Raw genomic sequence first — 17,270 nt, 5'->3', positions numbered from 1 at the left:
CAGCGTCTCACCACTGGGCACCACTTGGCGGTGCGCACCCTGATTCTTCCTGGCTCGGGGCCCGGTTGCGAACCCGGGGGCGGAACGGAGTGTTGTGTGGCACTCCATCCCTTTCAGGACACCTCCGGAAAGGCCTACGGCAGCAGCTCGGTCGGCTGGAGCACGGCGAAAGCCGCACCCTGGTCGTCCTGGAGGACCGCCATCCGCCCGTACGGGATGTCCAGGGGAGGGGCTGTGATCCGGCCACCGAGGCGTGCGGCGGCCTCGGCGGTGCCGTCGCAGTCGACGACGGCGAAGTAGCTGAGGAAGTAGCTGGGCAGCATCGCGGGGAACGCGTCCGTGATGACCGCGCGCCCGCCGACCGCGGAGTCCTCACCGGGCTCGGTCCCGGCCGGGGACCAGATCCGGAACGGCTCGGCCGCCCCGGTGTCGCCCGGCAGTTCGATGTCGCTCCCCCGGAAGCCGAAGACCTCCTCGTAGAAGGCGTCCACGCGCTCCGGCTGCCGGGTGTAGACCTCGGTCCAGCAGAAGGACGCAGGCTTGTTCTGCTTCTCGAAGCCCGCGCGCTCGCCCGCCTGCCAGAGACCGAAGACCGCGCCGCCGGGGTCGGCCGCCTGGGCGAGGACCCCGGCCGCGCCGGCCCGCACCGGATCGGTGATCACCTGGCCGCCCGCCCTCCTGACCAGGGCCACGGTGGCGCGGATGTCGTCGGTCGAGAAGTAGACGCCCCAGGTCGTGGGCATGCGGCCGTCCCGCTTGGCGGCGAGCGCGGCCACGAGCTCGCCTTCGCTGTACGCGTCCGCGAACGGCATGCCGTCGCCCACCCGGAAGGTCCAGCCGAAGAGCCCGCCGTAGAAGCGCTTGCCGGCCTCCAGGTCGGAGAGCTGCACATCCACCCAGCACGGCGCGGACTGCGCGAATACGGCCATGGCCCGGGTCCTTCCGTCGCATGGATCACCGTGACGCCCGTCACACTCAACGTAGCGTCGGGGGCCTTCCGGCGCGCCTCGAGGGGCTGAATAGAACCTTTGCCCGAATCGTGAAGGTCCTGCGACCTGCGTGGACGAGGGTTGTCCACCGAAGTTATCCACAGGCTGTTGATAACAACATCGCACCGGAACCCCTGCGCGCGGCAATGAAGAGCAATTCCATAAACAGGTACGCCCGCGCGAAAAGCCGATCACACAGCTCCGGGAATTGCGCTGTTCCCCCCGTCCGCACTGGGGCGTTCCCCATTTGCAGTCGGTCAGATCGCGCTCGGATCACCCCTCGGTAAGCTGACGGCATGACAGGACAAGTACGCACCGTCGACGGCCGCGTGGCTGGTCGGCGAGGTCAGGCGACGCGGCAGAAGCTGCTCGACTGCCTCAGCGAGATGCTCAGCTCCTCGCCGTACCGGGACGTCAAAGTCATCGACGTCGCACGGAAGGCGGGGACTTCACCCGCGACTTTCTACCAGTATTTCCCCGACGTCGAGGGCGCCGTTCTCGAACTCGCCGAGGAAATGGCCAAGGAAGGTGCCGGACTGACCGAACTGGTCGGTGACCGCTCCTGGGTCGGCAAGGCCGGCTGGCAGGCCTCCGAAGAACTCGTCGAGGGATTCCTCGACTTCTGGCGGCGCCACGACGCGATCCTCCGCGTCGTCGATCTCGGCGCGGCCGAGGGCGACAAGCGGTTCTACAAGATCCGCATGAAGGTCCTGAGCTCCGTCACCAACTCCCTGGCGGACGCGGTCAAGGAGCTCCAGTCCAAGGGCAAGGTGGACAAGGACGTCAGCCCCGGCGCGGTGGCGGGCTCCCTGGTCGTCATGATGGCGGGGGTCGCCTCTCATCAGAAGAGCTTCACCACGTGGGGCGTGAAGCAGGCCGAACTCCGGCCGAACCTCGCCCTGTTGGTCCATCTGGGCATCACCGGCAAGAAGCCGGTCAGGTAGGCCCCGGCAGCTCCGCCTCCCCCGCACACGCCGGGTGCCGCGCTCCCTCGCGGCTCCCCACGTCCTGTCTCACCGACGGCGGACCACCCCCTGTGGTCCGCCGTCGGCGTTTCCGCACCGGCGCGGGACGCTGTGGAATGGACCCATGAGCGATGCACAGAAGGACTTCCGCGACCTGCTCCACGCGCAGCGCGTCTGGGACGTGACCCTCCCCCGTTTCGACCCGTCCGCCGCGCCCGCTTCGCCGCTCCCCCTCTTCCACACCTGGTTCGCCGAGGCGGTGGCCGCCGGGCAGACCGAGCCGCACACCATGACACTGGCGACGGCGGACGCGGAGGGCCTGCCCGATGTGCGCACGCTGATGCTGCACGACGCGGACGAGCGCGGCTGGCACTTCGCCACGCACGCCACCAGCACGAAGGGCCGGCAGCTCGCCGCCCGGCCGTACGCGGCGCTCGGTTTCTACTGGCCCGCCCAGGGCCGTCAGGTGCGCGTCCGGGGTACGGCCGCCCCCGCGACCCGGGAGGAGAGCCGGGCCGATCTGCGGGCCAGGTCCACCGGCGCGCTGGCCGCCGCGCTGACCGGCTCGCAGAGCGAGGTGCTGCCCGCGTACGAGGACCTCGTACGGGCCTCCGAGGCGGCGTGGGAGCGGGCGCGGGCGGAGCCCGGCACCGAGGCGGAGACCTGGACGCGGTACGTCGTCGAGCCCCGCGAGGTGGAGTTCTTCCAGGGCGACGACCGGCGCCGGCACGTACGGCTGCGCTACCGCCGGGACGGCGCGGGCTGGACCCGCGAGCTCCTCTGGCCCTGAGCGGCCCTGAGCCATCTTCATCCGGTTCCTACCGGAAAGGAGCACTATGGGAGGCAGGTGAGCTGCTGGAGGCACCCATGGCACGAACGCGTTCCCGTTACGCCCCGGACCGAGGGCTGACCACCCGCATGGTGGGCACGATGTTCTTCATCGGCCTGCTGTACGTGGTCCTCGTGGGCGTGCTGCTCGCAGCCCTGCGCGGCTCCTGGCCCGTCATCCTGGTCATCACGGGCGGCCTGTTCGTCGCCCAGTTCTGGTTCAGCGACCGCATCGCGGCGTACGGCATGGGAGCCCGGGAGGTCACCCCTCAGGAGGCGCCGGAGCTGCACGGCGCGATCGACCGGATCTGCGCCCTCGCGGACATGCCGAAGCCCCGGGTGGCCATCGCGCAGAGCGACGTCCCGAACGCATTCGCCACGGGCCGCAGCGAGAGGACGGCCCTGGTCTGCGCCACGACCGGGCTGCTGCGCAGACTGGAGCCCGAGGAGCTCGAAGGCGTCCTGGCCCACGAGATGTCGCACGTCGCGCACCGCGACGTGGCCGTGATGACCATCGCGTCGTTCCTCGGGGTCCTCGCCGGCATCGTCACCCGGGTCGCCCTGTGGGGCGGCTTGGCCCGCAACAGCCGGGGCAACGACCCCGCGGGCATCATCATCATGCTCATCCCGCTGATCAGCGCGGTGGTGTACGCCCTGAGCTTCCTGCTGACCCGGCTGCTCTCCCGCTACAGGGAGCTCTCCGCCGACCGTACGGCCGCCCTGCTCACCGGGCGGCCGTCGGCGCTGGCCTCCGCCCTCACCAAGGTGAGCGGACAGATGGCCAGGATCCCGACGGAGGATCTGCGGAAGGCGGAGCCGTACAACGCCTTCTACTTCGTGCCCGCCTTCGCCGCCAAGGAGAGCCTGGGCCGGCTGCTCTCCTCCCACCCGACCCTCGAACAGCGACTGGACCAGCTGGCCCGCATCTCCGCCGGCCTGTCCCACCCGTAAGGAGCTTCCGTGGGCCTGCTCGACAGCATCCTGGGCCGCAGCAAACCGGTCCGCCCCGATCTCGACCAGCTCTTCGCCGTGCCGTCGGCCGCGCTCACCCTCCAGGCCGGCACCGGTTTCACGCCGACCGGGCTCGGGTCGGTGTGCTTCGCGGGGGTGGAGGGCGGTACCTTCGCGCGTGTCCAGCAGGACGTCCGTGAGCTGCTCGACGCGGACACGGGCCGGGGCGGGGTCCCGGTCGAGTTCAGCCGGGACACCTACGGCTACACCTGGCTGCTCGCCCGCCAGGAACCCGATGACACGGCCGCCCTGGTCAACGACCTGCACGCGGTCAACACCCTCCTCCAGGACGGTGGCTTCGGCCCCCATCTGCTCTGCTCGATGATCGGGTTCCGGAACCCGGAGGGGCGTTCGCTGGCCCTGGTCTACCTCTACAAGAGGGGGACTTTCTATCCCTTCGCCCCGGCCCCCGGCGGCGGCGAGAAGCGCGACAACCAGCTGGAACTCCAGGTGCGCGCCACGCTCGGCGACGACCTCCGGGTGGAGGACGACCTCTCGCGCTGGTTCCCGGTGTGGGGCGCTCCCGGGATGTGAAGGCCGCCGCCTCGTCTCGTGATCATTTTGCAACCGATTCCCGTCCGGACCGGAACCCATCATGTCCATGTCCTATTACGCTCCGGACCATGCCCGAATCGACCCCCACCTCCGGTGAAGCCCTGCCCGCCTCCATCGACCGCACCGACGGCCGGCCGGTCTATGTGATCGGCGGCGGCCCGGGCGGCCTCGCCGCCGCGGCCGCCCTGCGGGAACAGGGCGTACGAGCGGTGGTGCTGGAGAAGTCCGGCAGCGTCGGGACGTCCTGGCGCAACCACTACGACCGGCTGCACCTCCACACGACCCGGCGCTGGTCGGCGCTCCCGGGGCTGGCAATGCCCCGCCGGTTCGGGCGCTGGGTGTCGCGCGACGACATGGTGCGCTACCTGGAGAAGTACGCCGAGCACCACGAGCTGGAAGTCGTGACGGGCGTCGAGGTCTCCCGGATCGAGCGGACCGCCGACGGCACGGGCTGGCAGCTGAGCGCGACCGGCGGCCGGGTGCTCACCGGGCGGGCGGTGGTGGTGGCCACCGGCTTCAACCACACCCCGCGGATCCCCCTGTGGCCCGGCCGCGAGGACTTCACCGGCGAGCTGGTGCACGCGGCGCGGTACCGCGGCCCGGCCCCGTACGCCGGCAAGGACGTCCTCGTCGTCGGCATCGGCAACACGGGCGCCGAGATCGCCGTGGACCTGGTCGAGGGCGGCGCGTCCCGGGTGCGGATCGCGGTCCGCACGACGCCGCACATCGTGCGCCGCTCCACGGCGGGCTGGCCCGCGCAGGCCACCGCCGTCCTGGTCCGCAGGCTGCCGGTCGGGCTCGTCGACCGGGCGGGGAGCGTGATGTGCCGCGTCTCCGTCCCCGACCTGGCGGAACAGGGCCTCCCCCGCCCCGACACGGGTCTGTACTCCCGGGTAAAGGAGGGCGCGATCCCCGTCCAGGACGTCGGGCTGATCGACGCGGTGAAGCGCGGCCGGGTGGTGCCCGTGGCAGCGGTCGAGTCGTTCGACGGGGACGCCGTGGCGCTGGCCGACGGCACCCGGATCACCCCGGACGCCGTGATCGCGGCCACCGGATACGAACGCGCCCTGGAGGACCTGGTCGGCCACCTCGGCGTACTGGACTCCCGGGGCCGCCCCGTGGTGCACGGCGCACGCACCCCGGAGGGGGCACCGGGCCTCTACTTCACCGGCTTCACCAACCCGATCAGCGGAATGCTCCGGGAGATGGCGCTGGACGCGCGGAAGATAGCCGCCCGCGTGGCGAGGACGCGCTGACCGACGGCCCTCAATGGACGGCCGCCGGCAACGGCGCCGCCCCCTTGCGTCGGATCACCAGGGCCATCAGGGCCGCCGTCGCGCAGAGGGCCCCCGCGGCGTACCAGACGAGGTCGTACGAGCCGGTCACGTCCCGCACGACCCCGCCGAGGAACGCCACCAGGGCCGCCCCCACCTGGTGCGATGCCAGGACCCAGCCGAAGACGATCGCGCTGTCGTCGCCGTACTGCTCCCTGCACAGCGCCAGCGTCGGCGGGACCGTCGCGACCCAGTCCAGTCCGTAGAAGACGATGAAGAAGACCATCGGCGGATGCACCGTCGGGGCCATCAGCATCGGCAGGAACAGCAGCGAGATCCCGCGCAGGGCGTAGTAGACGGCCAGCAGCCTGCGGGCGTCGAAGCGGTCGGTGAGCCAGCCGCTGAAGATCGTGCCGATGACGTCGAAGACACCGATGACGGCCAGCAGCGAGGCCGCCGCGGTGATCTGCATGCCGTGGTCGTGGGCCGAGGGCACGAAGTACGTGCGGATCAGGCCGTTGGTGGAGGCGCCGCAGATGGCGAACGAGCCCGCCAGCAGCCAGAAGGGGCCCGTGCGGGCCGCGTCGACCAGGACGCGTACGGCGCGGGTCGCGGCGCCCGTCACGGGGGCCGGCTTCTCCACGTACGAGCCGCCGTACGGGGTGAGGCCCACGTCGGCCGGGTGGTCGCGCATCAGGAGCCAGACGAACGGGACGACGACGAGCGCCGCCAGTCCGACCGTCACCGTCGCCGGCTGCCAGCCGTGACTGTCGACGATCCAGGCGCACAGCGGAAGGAAGACCAGCTGGCCGGAGGCGCCGGCCGCGGTCAGGATGCCGGTCACCAGACCGCGCCGGGCCACGAACCAGCGGTTGGTGACGGTCGCCGAGAACGCCATCGCCATGGAGCCGGTGCCCAGCCCGACGAGCAGGCCCCAGTAGAGCATCAGCTGCCAGACCGCCGTCATCCAGTAGCTCGCGAGAGCCCCGGCCGCGACCGCGCTGAGCGCGACGACCACGACCCGGCGGATGCCGAAGCGGTCCATCAGCGCCGCCGCGAACGGCGCGGTCAGCCCGTACAGCGCCATGTCGAGGGAGACGGCGAGACCGATCTCGCCGCGTGACCAGCCGAACTTCTCGTTGAGGGGGTCGATGAGCAGGCCCGGCAGGGAGTTGAAGGCTGCGCCGCCGATGATCGTCACGAAGGTGACGGCGGCGACGATCCACGCGCGGTGTATCCGCGGGCGGGAGTGGCGGCGGGGGGCGCGCTCGATCGTCGCGCTGTCGGTTGTCCGGGTCACGCCGCTCAGCATCCGGCCCGGGGCCGCCCTCGGACGAGTGGCCGGAGGGACACCCTTCGCAGGGATCGGGCCACCGGGGTCAGGACTGCGCGGGGGAGCGCCCGGACCGCAGGCGGCTGTGGACGGCCCAGGCCAGGCCCGCGCCCACCCCGTACCAGAGGAGATCCGGGGCGTTGAACGTCGAGCCGAGCACCAGCCGTGCCACCGGGCTCCGTTGTGCCAGCTCGGCCGGTACGCCGGTGAGCTGGGCCAGTTCCACCGCCCAGCTGAAGGCCAGCGCGGTGCTCGCGGCCGTCAGCGGCCGCACACGGGGCACGAGGAGGACCACCAGGGCGTGGATCAGCACGGTGTAGAGCGCGTCGCCCGCGTATTTCGCCACGTCCCCGCTCGCCGCCGAGCGCACGCCGAGACCCGCCGCCACGGTGACGAGCGCCGCCCCCGCGGCCGCCGCGCGGACGACGGCGGACCGGGGAATGGATGCGCGGACGGCCGGCTTCTCTCTCATGGTCGGTACGTTTATCAGGCCGGAGACGGCCGCACCCAATCCGCAGGAGAGCATCCGCGGGAGAGCAGGAGTCCGCATGTGTCACCGCGTCGTCGTGCTCGCCCTGGACGGAGTGATCCCCTTCGAACTGGGCATCCCGCAACGCATCTTCGGCCGCACACTGAGCACGGAGACGCCCGGCGCCGGCGAGAGGCTGTACGACGTCGTGACCTGCTCCGTGCGCCCGCCGGGCCCGGTCCGCACCGACGCCGACTTCAGCATCATGGCCGAGCACGGCCCCGAGGCGCTCGCCACCGCCGACACCGTCGTCGTCCCGGCCTCGTACGAACTCGGACCCGTCCACGAGGAGGGCCGGCTCACCGACGAACTGGCCGCCGCGCTCGCGTACATCAGGCCGGGGACCCGTATGGTCTCCATCTGCACGGGCGGCTACGTCCTCGCCGCCGCCGGATACCTCGACGGGCGGCCCGCCACGACCCACTGGTCATCGGCCGACCACTTCCAGCGGCTCTTCCCGAAGGTCCGCGTCGACCCGGACGTCCTGTTCATCGACGACGGCGACGTCCTGACCTCGGCCGGTGTGGCCGCCGGGATCGATCTCTGCCTGCACATCGTGCGCCGCGACCACGGCACCGCCGTCGCCAACGACATCGCCCGCCGCACCGTCGTGCCCCCGCACCGCGACGGCGGTCAGGCGCAGTTCATCCGGCGGCCGCTGCCCGAGGCGGGGCTCGCCACGACGACCGGCGCACGGGCCTGGGCGCTCGGTCGGCTGGACCAGCCGATCCTGCTGCGCGACATGGCACGGCAGGAGTCGATGAGCGTGCGCACCTTCACCCGCCGCTTCCGCGAGGAGGTCGGCGTGAGCCCCGGGCAGTGGCTCGCCCAGCAGAGGGTCGAGCGGGCGCGGCAGCTGCTGGAGTCCACGGGCCTGTCGGTCGACCAGGTGGCACGGGACGCCGGCTTCGGTACGGCCACTTCGCTGCGGCAGCATGTGCAGGCCGCGCTGGGGGTGTCGCCCACGGTCTACCGGCGGACGTTCCGCTCGACGGTCCCGGGGCGCTGAGGGGCGCACCGGGCGGTGCCCTCAGGCGCCGGCCCCACCGCCGGGCGGTCGCCTCAGGCGTTGGCGCGGTCGCAGGGCTGCTCCTGGATCACCGGGACCATCACCGGGCCGCCCCGGTCGATCTCGCACCAGATCCGCTTGCCCGCGCCCTCCGGCTGCCAGCCCCAGCGGTCCGCCAGACCGTCCACCAGCTCCAGGCCACGGCCGTTGGTGTCCTCACCTTCGGCGTGACGCGGCTGGGGCGGACGGCAGCTGGTGTCGGCCACCTCCACCCGAACCGTCCCCGCCGAACCGGCCGGGCTCGCCGAGCCGAACAGCATCCGCAGCACGGCCGGACAGCCCGTGTGGACCACCGCGTTGGTGACGAGCTCCGAGATCAGCAGGATCAGAGTCTCCGCGAGCGGCTCGTCGTCCTCCATCCCGGACCCGATCAGCCGCGACCGCGCCCATCTGCGGGCCCGCCCCACTTCCGCGGGATCCGGCCCGACCTCCAGCTGAACCTGAAGCACCTGCACCGCTCACACCATCCGAACCGGCGGACACATCGCCTAGCGCCTCCTCAGGGTCACGGAACGTGACTCCCCTGCGAGACAGCATGGTTGACGTACAGTCACCGCAACAAGCGCTTCGGGCATATTCCAGCGCGAAGGAGTACGCGTGGCCCATACTGTGCGACGCGTGCTGCGGAGAGTCGAACAGGAGCGCACCGGCATCCCGGGGACCGAGTCCCCGGCAGGCCCGTCGCAGCTCCGTGGATCACGAGCAGGGCACCGCGCACCGCCCGGGGCGGCCACAGGGGCCGTACCCGGATCCTCCGGTTCCAGTACCACTCGCATCCAACGGAGCGTACCCGAGCGCGGGCCCGCGACTCCGCCCGGTGACAGTTCACCCCGGGGGCGCACCCGCGATCCGGATGCGTTGCGTCACCCGCCCCGCACGGCCCGTACGCCCCCCGGTCAGCCACGACCACCCCGGACGACGCACCGCGGCCCGGCTCGGGGTGCACCCCGAGCCGGGCCGCGGAAGGGCACGAACTGCTCATGTCGTTGGGCGTGTTGACGCACGGACGCGGGCGATCGCGGTGACTGCGCACCGCTTTCGCCCGCGCGGGTTACGCGTCGGGCTCGATCACGGTGAAGTACGCGGAGAAGGCGGCGACCGCCTCCGTCTCGGCGATCCGGCCGTCCTGGTCGGTGTCCAGGCTCCGGGCCGCGACGCTCGCGATGTCGTCCGCGGCGCCCAGCACCCGCAGGGCGCGTTCCACCGCGGCGACCGGCGCCGAGGCGGGCCCGGCGCCCTCGGGGTCCGTGTCGGCGGCGACCCTGATCGCCGCGCGCAGGAAGGGGCGCGCGATCTCCGCGAAGCGTTCGGGGTTGTCACGGAGCCGCTTCACGGCCCCGCCGACGAACTCCTCCCGGGTGACGCGCTGGTCCCCGTCCACGTCGGCGATGCCCGCCATGCCCTGCCAGAAGGCCTCGGCGCCCGTGTAGAGGGACTGGCCCCGGTCGCAGCGGGCCGTCGTACCGAACTCGGTGAGCAGACGGGCCGCCGCGGCATTGAAATCGGCGCGATCGATGTAGCCGTTGCCGTCCTGGTCGAAGGCGGCGAAGCGGTGGGCGATCTTGCGCTCGTACTCTGCGCTGTCCATGCGGGGAGCGTACGACGCCGAGCGGCGTCACGTGTCACCGATGGTCGGCAGAGGTGTGACAATTTCGCGCCGGTCCGGCGTTTCAGGCGGTGAGCGGCCGGGACTCGTCGTCGGTGGCCGCGTCCGAGTCGGGGTAGACGTCGAAGAGCCGGCGCACCCCGAGGGCGCCGAGCACCTTGTTGACGTGCGAGCCGTCGACCGCACCGCGGGCCGGAAGGATCAGCCGCAGCCGGCCGCCGCAGGACTTCATGAGGCGGCGGGAGGCGATCAGGACGCTGACACCGCTGGAGTCGCAGAAGAGGACGCCGGAGAGGTCGAGGACCACGTCGTGCCGGCCCTCGGCCACCGCCCCGTGGACGGACTGACGCACGACAGGTGAGCTCACGAGGTCGAGTTCGCCGTGGATCCGCAGCACCGTCCACGCGTCCTGCTCGGTCTCGTACACCTTCAGCGTCACGCGACTCGGCCTCTCGTTCCGGGGCTCCGGAGGATCCGGAAGTTTCCGTTCCTCCTCGCGGCTGCCCGCGTACCCGCCCCGTGAAACACCTTTCCGCCCACCGGCCTGGCACAGGATTGATCCAGAAATGATCGCTTCAGGATCGTTTACCCGGTCAGGAAAGGGCAAGGGGCGAAGCGTTCCCTATCATTCGGCGGCACTTGAGGGACGTACTTGCCGCAAAGGTACGTGCCCCGACCAGGCCGCCGACTACATTCGGCATGACGAGAGGCACAGGGCTGGGGGCTGGATGGCGAAGGACGCACCACCGCGCTGGGACCGCCGGATGCAGCAGCGGCTGGCGCGTGGCGAGGCGGCCGCCCTCGGTGAGCTCTACGACCGGTTCGCGGCCCTCGTGCACAGCCAGGCCCACCGCATGCTGGAGGACGAGGACGCCGCGGACCAGGTGACGCGTGAGGTCTTCGGCTACGTCTGGGAGAACCCCGACGCGTACGACCCCAAACACGGCTCCATGCGCTCCTGGGTGGCACGGCTCACACACCGCCGGTCCGTGCAGCGGATCCGCAGCACGCACGGCGAGGCCGACGGGCCCCACGCGGAGGAGCGGGCCGAGGAGCTGGAGCACCGGGTGCTCAGGGCCACAGCCGCGGCCCGGGCCGACTACATCGTCGCCTCCATGCCCGCGCCGCTGCGCGCCGCCCTGGAGCTCGCCTACGTCCAGCGCCGGGACTACCGGCAGGCCGCCGCCGACCTCGGTGTCACCGGGGACGAGGCCAGGCGCCGGCTGCGGCTCGGACTCCAGCTGCTCGCCACCGCGAACACCCGGCCGTCGGCCGGCGCGGCGCCTCCCGGCTACGGGCCGACGCCGTGAACGGCGGCCACGGCGGCAGCGGCCGCGACGGGGAGCAGCCGGTCGAGCGGCGCATACCGGGGCCGAGGGCTGCCGCGGACGACCGGGAAAGGCTGCCCCCGGTCCGGCCCGGCGGCTCGGAGCCGCCCGGACCACCGGAACCGCCCGATCCTCCGGGGCCGCCCGGCCCTCCGGATCCACCGGAACCGCCCGCCCCGCCGCTGCCCCACAACGTGCTCAAGTCCCTCCTCGGCGCCTGGGCCCTGACTGCCTGCTCCGCCGAGGAGACGGCGGCCGTCGAGGAACACCTCACGTCGTGCGCGCCCTGCGCCGACGAGGCGCTGCGGCTGCGCGACGCGGTGGGTCTGCTGCACAGCGACGGCACCCTGGACCTGGACCCGATGCTCCGGTCCCGGGTGCTGGAGGGCTGTCTGGGCCGGCGCCCCGCGCGCATCCCCGTGCCGGCGTGGGCCTCGCCGTACGACGCGGAGACGGCGCGGCTCGACGCGCTGCTGCGGGACATCGGCGACTCGGAGTGGCACGCGCCGGTGCGGCTGAAGTGGTTCGAGGACGACCGGCAGGTGAACCGCAAGACGACGGTCGCCGGGGTGATCAGCCACCTCATGGCGGTCGACGGTCTGGTCTCCAAGGCCCTCGGCCTGGACGACCCGCTCGGGACGGGCGACCAGCCCCTGCCGCCGACCGCGCGCACCGAGGCGTACTGGTCGGCCGCGCACCGGCCGCCCACCCGGGCCGTGCGGGAGCCCTGGCGTGACCAGAGTCACTCCCTCGTCCGCACGGTGTCGTTCGCCGGCCGCGGCGTCTCGGAGCTCTCCGTCCCGTACGGCGGCTTCGCCCTCCCGCTGCAGGACTCGCTCCTGGAGCGGGCCTTCGAGTGCTGGGTGCACGGCGGTGACATCGCCGACGCGGTGGACTACCCCTACGAGCCGCCCGCCGCCGCCCATCTGCACCGGATGATCGACCTGGCCGCCCGGCTGCTGCCCGCCACCCTGGCCGAGCGCCGCCGCACGGGGCTGGCCGCACCGGCCCGCCACCTGGTCACCGCGGGATCACCCGGCCGCTCCCTCCACCTGGAGGTCGAGGGCCGCGGTGGCGGCGACTGGTACATCGCTCTGGACTCACCGGCCGCCCTCGGCTCCCCCGCCCACACGGTCGCGCAGGTCGCGCTCGACGGGGTGGAGTTCTGCCGGCTGGTCGCCGGTCATGTGCTGCCGGTGGAAGCCGCGGCGGGCCAGCAGGGGGACCGCGAGGCGATCCGCGACGTCCTGTTCGCCGCGGCCTCCCTCAGCCGGCTCTGAATCCCTACGGGAAGACGACCGTACGGCGGCCGTTGAGCAGGATGCGCCGCTCGGCGTGCCACTGGACGGCGCGGGCCAGCGCCTGGCACTCCACGTCGCGACCGACGGCGACGAGCTGGTCCGGCGTGACGCCGTGCCCCACGCGCTCGACCTCCTGCTCGATGATCGGCCCCTCGTCGAGGTCGGCGGTCACGTAGTGCGCCGTCGCGCCGATCAGCTTCACACCGCGCGCATGGGCCTGGTGGTACGGCTTGGCGCCCTTGAAGCTCGGCAGGAAGGAGTGGTGGATGTTGATGATCCGGCCGCTCAGCTGCTTGCAGAGATCGTCCGAGAGCACCTGCATGTAGCGCGCCAGAACGACGAGCTCGACGTTCTCCCCCCGGACGAGCTCCAGCAGCTGCGCCTCGGCCTCCGGCTTGTTCTCCCTGTTCACGGGGATGTGCCGGAAGGGGACGCCGTACGAGGCGACCAGCTCGGCGAAGTCCGTGTGGTTGGAGACGACCGCCACGATCTCGACCGGCAGTGCACCGGTGCGGGAGCGGAACAGCAGGTCGTTGAGGCAGTGCCCGAACTTGCTGACCATCAGCACGATCCGCATCCGGTCGCTCGCCCGGTGGATCTGCCACTCCATCCGGAACGAGTCCCCGATCGCGGCGAAGCTGGCGCGCAGCTTGTCCACGGTGACCGTGGCATCCGCCGAGAAGTGGACGCGCATGAAGAAGAGACCGGTGTCGTGGTCGCCGAACTGCTGACTGTCCTCGATGTTGCAGCCGGTCATGAAGAGGTAGCTCGACACGGCGTGGACGATGCCCTGCTTGTCGGGGCAGGAGAGCGTGAGGACGTACTGCTCGGCGACGGTGTCCGAGGCAGCGGGTACGGATTCGGCGGGCTGCGGCGCGGTCATTCCCGTAGGGTGCCACACCCTCCGCAGGTCACGCCGATCTGGTCATGATGCGGAGCACGTCCAGGGACCGCGGCGGGGTGTCGGGGTCCTCGCCGTCGTTGGTGGCGAGCATCACATGGGCCTCGCGGGCGGCCACGACCGCCTCCTGCCAGCCCGGGTGCTCCAGATAGGCGGAGACGGGGGCGTCGGCGCCTATCTGGTGCATGATGCGCAGCACCCGCAGGGCGGCGACGTCCACGAGGGCGGCCTCGGCGGAGTCGCGGAAGATCGTCCCCACGTACTTCTCGGCGGACCAGTTGTCCAGCCAGGTGTCCTCGACCAGGCGGTACACGGCGTCGGTGACGTCGCCGTACCCTTCCCGGCCGGCCAGCCAGCACTCGTGATGGAAGACGGGGTCGGAGAGCATGTGCAGCGCCGAGCGCACGTTGCTGCGCCAGCGCCACCACGGCATGTCATTGAGCGGCATGCCGCCCATGGTGGAGGAGCGACGGCCGCGACGGGAAGTGTTCTCCGAACCTTGCTGCACGGTTGCCGATCGTACGTTCCCTCGCCGGTGCCGTGCGCGGCCCCCCGTAATTCACCTCCAGGTCACCCTGCGTCGACCGGAGCATGCTGTGGCGTTACCCGTGGACCGCAAAAGTTCATGCCCATGACCGGACGGCGACGCCTCACCTCCCCCCGCCCCTACAGGCTCCTCACATCGGTGGCGGCCGGGGCGCTGCTGATATCCGGCTGCGGTGCACTCCCTGGAGTCCCGGGGGGCTCCAGGGAGCCCGTCACCGTGATGACGTGGGCCCCCGACACCACCGGAGCCGACACCGTGAACATGGCGGGCATGCCGGCCATGGCCAGGACCTACGCCCGCTGGATCAACGAGGAGGGCGGCATCGACGGCCACGAACTGCGGGTCCTCACCTGCAACGAGCAGGACACCGCGACCGGCGCGTCGAAGTGTGCCCGGCGGGCGGCCGACGAGGACGTGGCGGCGGTCGTCGGCTCGTACAGCAGGTACGGGCGGGCGTTCCTGGCGCCGCTGGAGGCGGCCGGGATCCCGTACATCGGCGGGTACGGTGCCTCCGCCGACGAGTTCACCAGTTACCTCTCCTACCCGGTCAACGGTGGTCAGCCGGCACTCGTCGCGGGCAACGGCGAGCAGTTGGCGGCCAGTTGCGAGCGGGTTTCGCTCGTGCGGCCCGACACCCTGGTCGGCGACACCATGCCCGGGCTCCTCGACACGAGCCTCAGCCGGAGCGACCGCCCCGCCTCCTACGACATCAGCGCGGCCGAGGAGGCCACGTCGTACGACCCCGAGGCGGCCAAGGCCCTCGCCCAGGCCGGCGACGGCTGTGTGACCGCGGTGCTCGGCAAGGGCACGGAGACGTTCTTCGACTCCTTCCGCAGGCTCGAACCCGAGGACAGCGGCGTGCGCATCTCGTCGGTGCTCGGCAGCGTCGGCCAGGGCCTCATCAACCGGTCGGGCGGCGCGGACAGCCCCTTCGAGGGGGCCCTCGTCACCGGCTGGTACCCGGCGTCCGGCGACGCCCGCTGGAACGGGATGCGCGACGTGATCACGAAGTACGCCTTCGGGGACAACCGGATCGATCCCGAGGACACCGGCGTGCAGACGACCTGGATCGCGTACACCGCGCTCAAGGCGGTCGTCGAGGCGATGGACCGGCCGGACATCACGGCGGGCGGGATCTCCGTCAGCCTCAACCGCGGCACCGAGGTGGACACCGGCGGCCTCACCCCGGTCCTGCGCTGGCGCTTCCAGGACATGGTCGGGACGGCGGCCTACGGGCGCATCGTCAACGGGCGGGTGACGTTCCAGGTGGTCCGCGACGGGCGTCTGACCGCCGCGAAGAAGGGCTTCGTGGATGTGACGGAGACCCTCGTGAACGCCCGGTCCGGCGGCTGACGCACGCTCACCGGCCTCGTTCCCGGGTTTCCGCCCCGGCCTCCGCCCCCGGCGGGCACCGGGGCGGAGGCCGCCGTGTCAGAGCTGCGTGGGGGCGCGCTCGGTCAGCCCGTACTTCTGCGCGATCTTGTTCCACAGCCCCGAGGCCGTGCGCTTCTGGATCGTGGCGTCGCTGCTGGACGCGGCGGCCTTGGCGGTCGCGTCGGTCGATCCGGCCTTGCCGCCCTTGCAGACCTTCTTGTTGTTCTTGGCCTGGCTCGCCCACGTGGCGTAGTGGTCGTCGGCCTCGGCCGACGCCTGCCAGGCCTTGGTCAGGGAGGTCTTCAGCTGTTCGTGGGAGGGGAGCTGGTCGACGCTCAGCGTCTCGAGCCGGGTCACGAGATCCCGGCGCTGTGCGGCTGCGCCCTTCAGATCGGTGACCGCCTGGTCGAGGGCCTTGCAGGCCTTGATCTTCTCCACCGCGCCGATCACCGCCGAGCGGCTGTTGTTGCTGTCCGCGAGCAGCTTGTCGAGCTCCACGGCCTGGGGCTGCGCGGGGTCGTCCGCCGCCTTCTCGGAAGCCTCGGACGCGGGCGAACTCTGCGAGGCCACCGGCTGCTTGTCGTCCGAGGGGGTCTCGTCGCCCCCGCTCATCAGCGCGCCCGCGCCGAGTCCGATGACGGCACAGCCGACGACGACGGCGGCGATCAGCGGGATGTGCGCGGACCGCCTGCGCGGCGCGTCACCGCCCTGGCCCGGCTCCTCCGGGCCGTTTCCCCCGTGCCCGCCGTGGAAGCCCTGCAGGCCCGGCTGGTAGGGCTGGGCGGCCTGCGGCTGCTGCGCGCCGGGATGGGGCTGGTGTGGCTGCTGGGGGCGTTGCTGCTGGGGCGGCCCGTCGAAGCGGGGCATCTGCTGCGTGGCACCGGCGGGCTCGTCGCTGCGGAAGAGGCTGTCGAACTCCGCGGGCGGCTGCCGGTCGCCCGGGGTTCCCGGCCGGATCCCGTACGGGGCACCGCCGGGAACCGGGGGTATGTACTGGGTCGCGTCGGCGTCGGACGGCTGCGCGGGGGCGGCGGACCGGCCCGGGTACCGGTTGGAATCCGCCGGGAGCTCGGGCGGCAGCCCCCCGGGGAGGGGACCGCCGGGCACGGGCGCGATGTACTGCGTGGCGTCCGCGTCCCCGCCCTGCCCCATGCCCTGCCCGGGCGCGCCGGCCTCGGGCGGCAGGGGCTGGGCGTACGGCTGCTGCTGGTGCTGCTGGTGCTGCTGGTAGGAATCCTGCTGGTACTGGCCATGCTGGGGCGCGTACTGCTGAGGCTGCTGGTACTGCCCGTGCTGCGGCTGCTGGTACCCGCCCTGCTGCTGGTGCTGCTCCGGCGGCAGCTGCCCCGGTGGCGGGCCGTCCTGGTGCGCGGCCTGCGGCCCCCAGGGCTGGCCCCACGGCTGCCCGCCCGCGGGGACGGCCTGGTCCGGCTGCCCGCCCGCCGGCCCCCCCGCGTTCCAGGGGGCACCGCCCTCCGCGGGCAGCACGACACCTTCGTGGGCGTGCCGTACAGCGGGAAGCTGCGGCTCGTCACCCTGTCCGCTCTGCGTCACCGGGACTCCTACGTGTGAACCTATGGAATCGTCGGCTCACGCTACCGGGTGCCCGGAGCCCGGCGCCAAGCGCCCAAGAGCCTCACGACCCCTTCACACAGGGGGT

Annotated in this window: 18 protein-coding genes; 9 read left to right on the top strand and 9 right to left on the bottom strand. The window is 72.1% G+C overall.

Going from position 1 to position 17,270, the window contains the following annotated elements; genetic code table 11:
* Positions 1-134: 134 nt before the first annotated feature.
* Positions 135-929, bottom strand: coding sequence for a VOC family protein (locus OG379_RS22585; protein WP_405664906.1), 795 nt, complete (start codon positions 927-929; stop codon positions 135-137).
* Positions 930-1,285: 356 nt separating this feature from the next.
* On the opposite strand from OG379_RS22585, the gene OG379_RS22580 reads away from it, so the two are divergent.
* The 5 genes from OG379_RS22580 (at position 1,286) to OG379_RS22560 (ending at position 5,604) form a co-directional block, all read left to right on the top strand.
* Entirely contained in the window at positions 1,286-1,933 is a 648-nt protein-coding gene (locus OG379_RS22580; protein WP_405664905.1) for a TetR family transcriptional regulator, read from the top strand.
* Between the two features lie 145 nt (positions 1,934-2,078).
* Positions 2,079-2,744 carry a pyridoxal 5'-phosphate synthase gene (locus OG379_RS22575; RefSeq protein ID WP_405664904.1) on the top strand — a complete coding sequence of 222 codons (666 nt, stop codon included), beginning with the start codon at positions 2,079-2,081 and terminating at the stop codon, positions 2,742-2,744.
* Between the two features lie 77 nt (positions 2,745-2,821).
* Entirely contained in the window at positions 2,822-3,733 is a 912-nt protein-coding gene (htpX, locus tag OG379_RS22570; RefSeq protein WP_405664903.1) for a zinc metalloprotease HtpX, read from the top strand.
* Between the two features lie 9 nt (positions 3,734-3,742).
* The gene (locus tag OG379_RS22565; RefSeq protein ID WP_393757715.1) at positions 3,743-4,327 is read left to right on the top strand and encodes a PspA-associated protein PspAB; all 585 of its coding nucleotides are present in this window, start codon (positions 3,743-3,745) and stop codon (positions 4,325-4,327) included.
* Between the two features lie 89 nt (positions 4,328-4,416).
* Positions 4,417-5,604 carry a flavin-containing monooxygenase gene (locus tag OG379_RS22560; protein ID WP_405664902.1) on the top strand — a complete coding sequence of 396 codons (1,188 nt, stop codon included), beginning with the start codon at positions 4,417-4,419 and terminating at the stop codon, positions 5,602-5,604.
* Positions 5,605-5,614: 10 nt separating this feature from the next.
* Here the strand turns inward: OG379_RS22560 and OG379_RS22555 are convergent, their stop codons facing one another.
* Positions 5,615-6,922, bottom strand: a complete 1,308-nt coding sequence (locus OG379_RS22555; protein WP_405664901.1) for an MFS transporter — start codon at positions 6,920-6,922, stop codon at positions 5,615-5,617.
* Positions 6,923-7,001: 79 nt separating this feature from the next.
* Positions 7,002-7,427, bottom strand: a complete 426-nt coding sequence (locus OG379_RS22550; protein WP_405664900.1) for a DUF2809 domain-containing protein — start codon at positions 7,425-7,427, stop codon at positions 7,002-7,004.
* Positions 7,428-7,503: 76 nt separating this feature from the next.
* On the opposite strand from OG379_RS22550, the gene OG379_RS22545 reads away from it, so the two are divergent.
* Entirely contained in the window at positions 7,504-8,493 is a 990-nt protein-coding gene (locus OG379_RS22545) for a GlxA family transcriptional regulator (protein WP_405664899.1), read from the top strand.
* A 53-nt stretch (positions 8,494-8,546) separates the two neighbouring features.
* Here OG379_RS22545 and OG379_RS22540 read toward each other — a convergent pair whose 3' ends face one another.
* The 3 genes from OG379_RS22540 to OG379_RS22530 form a co-directional block, all read right to left on the bottom strand.
* Positions 8,547-9,008, bottom strand: coding sequence for an ATP-binding protein (locus tag OG379_RS22540; protein ID WP_393757705.1), 462 nt, complete (start codon positions 9,006-9,008; stop codon positions 8,547-8,549).
* A 596-nt stretch (positions 9,009-9,604) separates the two neighbouring features.
* On the bottom strand, positions 9,605-10,141 hold the full coding sequence (locus OG379_RS22535; protein WP_405664898.1) for an EF-hand domain-containing protein: 537 nt from the start codon (positions 10,139-10,141) through the stop codon (positions 9,605-9,607).
* An 82-nt stretch (positions 10,142-10,223) separates the two neighbouring features.
* A complete protein-coding gene (locus OG379_RS22530) occupies positions 10,224-10,598 on the bottom strand; it encodes an STAS domain-containing protein (protein ID WP_393757701.1) in 375 nt (124 codons plus the stop codon).
* A gap of 289 nt (positions 10,599-10,887) precedes the next feature.
* Between OG379_RS22530 and OG379_RS22525 the strand changes: the two genes are divergently transcribed.
* A complete protein-coding gene (locus OG379_RS22525; protein WP_405664897.1) occupies positions 10,888-11,469 on the top strand; it encodes an RNA polymerase sigma factor in 582 nt (193 codons plus the stop codon).
* On the top strand, positions 11,466-12,767 hold the full coding sequence (locus OG379_RS22520; protein WP_405664896.1) for a maleylpyruvate isomerase N-terminal domain-containing protein: 1,302 nt from the start codon (positions 11,466-11,468) through the stop codon (positions 12,765-12,767). The genes OG379_RS22525 and OG379_RS22520 overlap by 4 nt, the downstream gene beginning before the upstream one ends.
* A 4-nt stretch (positions 12,768-12,771) precedes the next feature.
* Here OG379_RS22520 and purU read toward each other — a convergent pair whose 3' ends face one another.
* Positions 12,772-13,671, bottom strand: coding sequence for a formyltetrahydrofolate deformylase (purU, locus tag OG379_RS22515; protein ID WP_104788091.1), 900 nt, complete (start codon positions 13,669-13,671; stop codon positions 12,772-12,774).
* Between the two features lie 28 nt (positions 13,672-13,699).
* Positions 13,700-14,146 carry an SCO4402 family protein gene (locus OG379_RS22510; RefSeq protein WP_104788089.1) on the bottom strand — a complete coding sequence of 149 codons (447 nt, stop codon included), beginning with the start codon at positions 14,144-14,146 and terminating at the stop codon, positions 13,700-13,702.
* A gap of 174 nt (positions 14,147-14,320) precedes the next feature.
* Between OG379_RS22510 and OG379_RS22505 the strand changes: the two genes are divergently transcribed.
* Positions 14,321-15,589, top strand: a complete 1,269-nt coding sequence (locus OG379_RS22505; RefSeq protein WP_405664895.1) for an ABC transporter substrate-binding protein — start codon at positions 14,321-14,323, stop codon at positions 15,587-15,589.
* Positions 15,590-15,667: 78 nt separating this feature from the next.
* Here the strand turns inward: OG379_RS22505 and OG379_RS22500 are convergent, their stop codons facing one another.
* Entirely contained in the window at positions 15,668-17,164 is a 1,497-nt protein-coding gene (locus tag OG379_RS22500; RefSeq protein ID WP_405664894.1) for a hypothetical protein, read from the bottom strand.
* Positions 17,165-17,270: the final 106 nt, after the last annotated feature.

This window comes from Streptomyces sp. NBC_01166, from assembly GCF_045039765.1.
In the GTDB taxonomy this organism is placed as follows: Bacteria; Actinomycetota; Actinomycetes; order Streptomycetales; family Streptomycetaceae; genus Streptomyces.
Note: the sequence above shows the minus strand (reverse complement) of the source record. Positions and strands in the feature narration are given on the sequence as shown.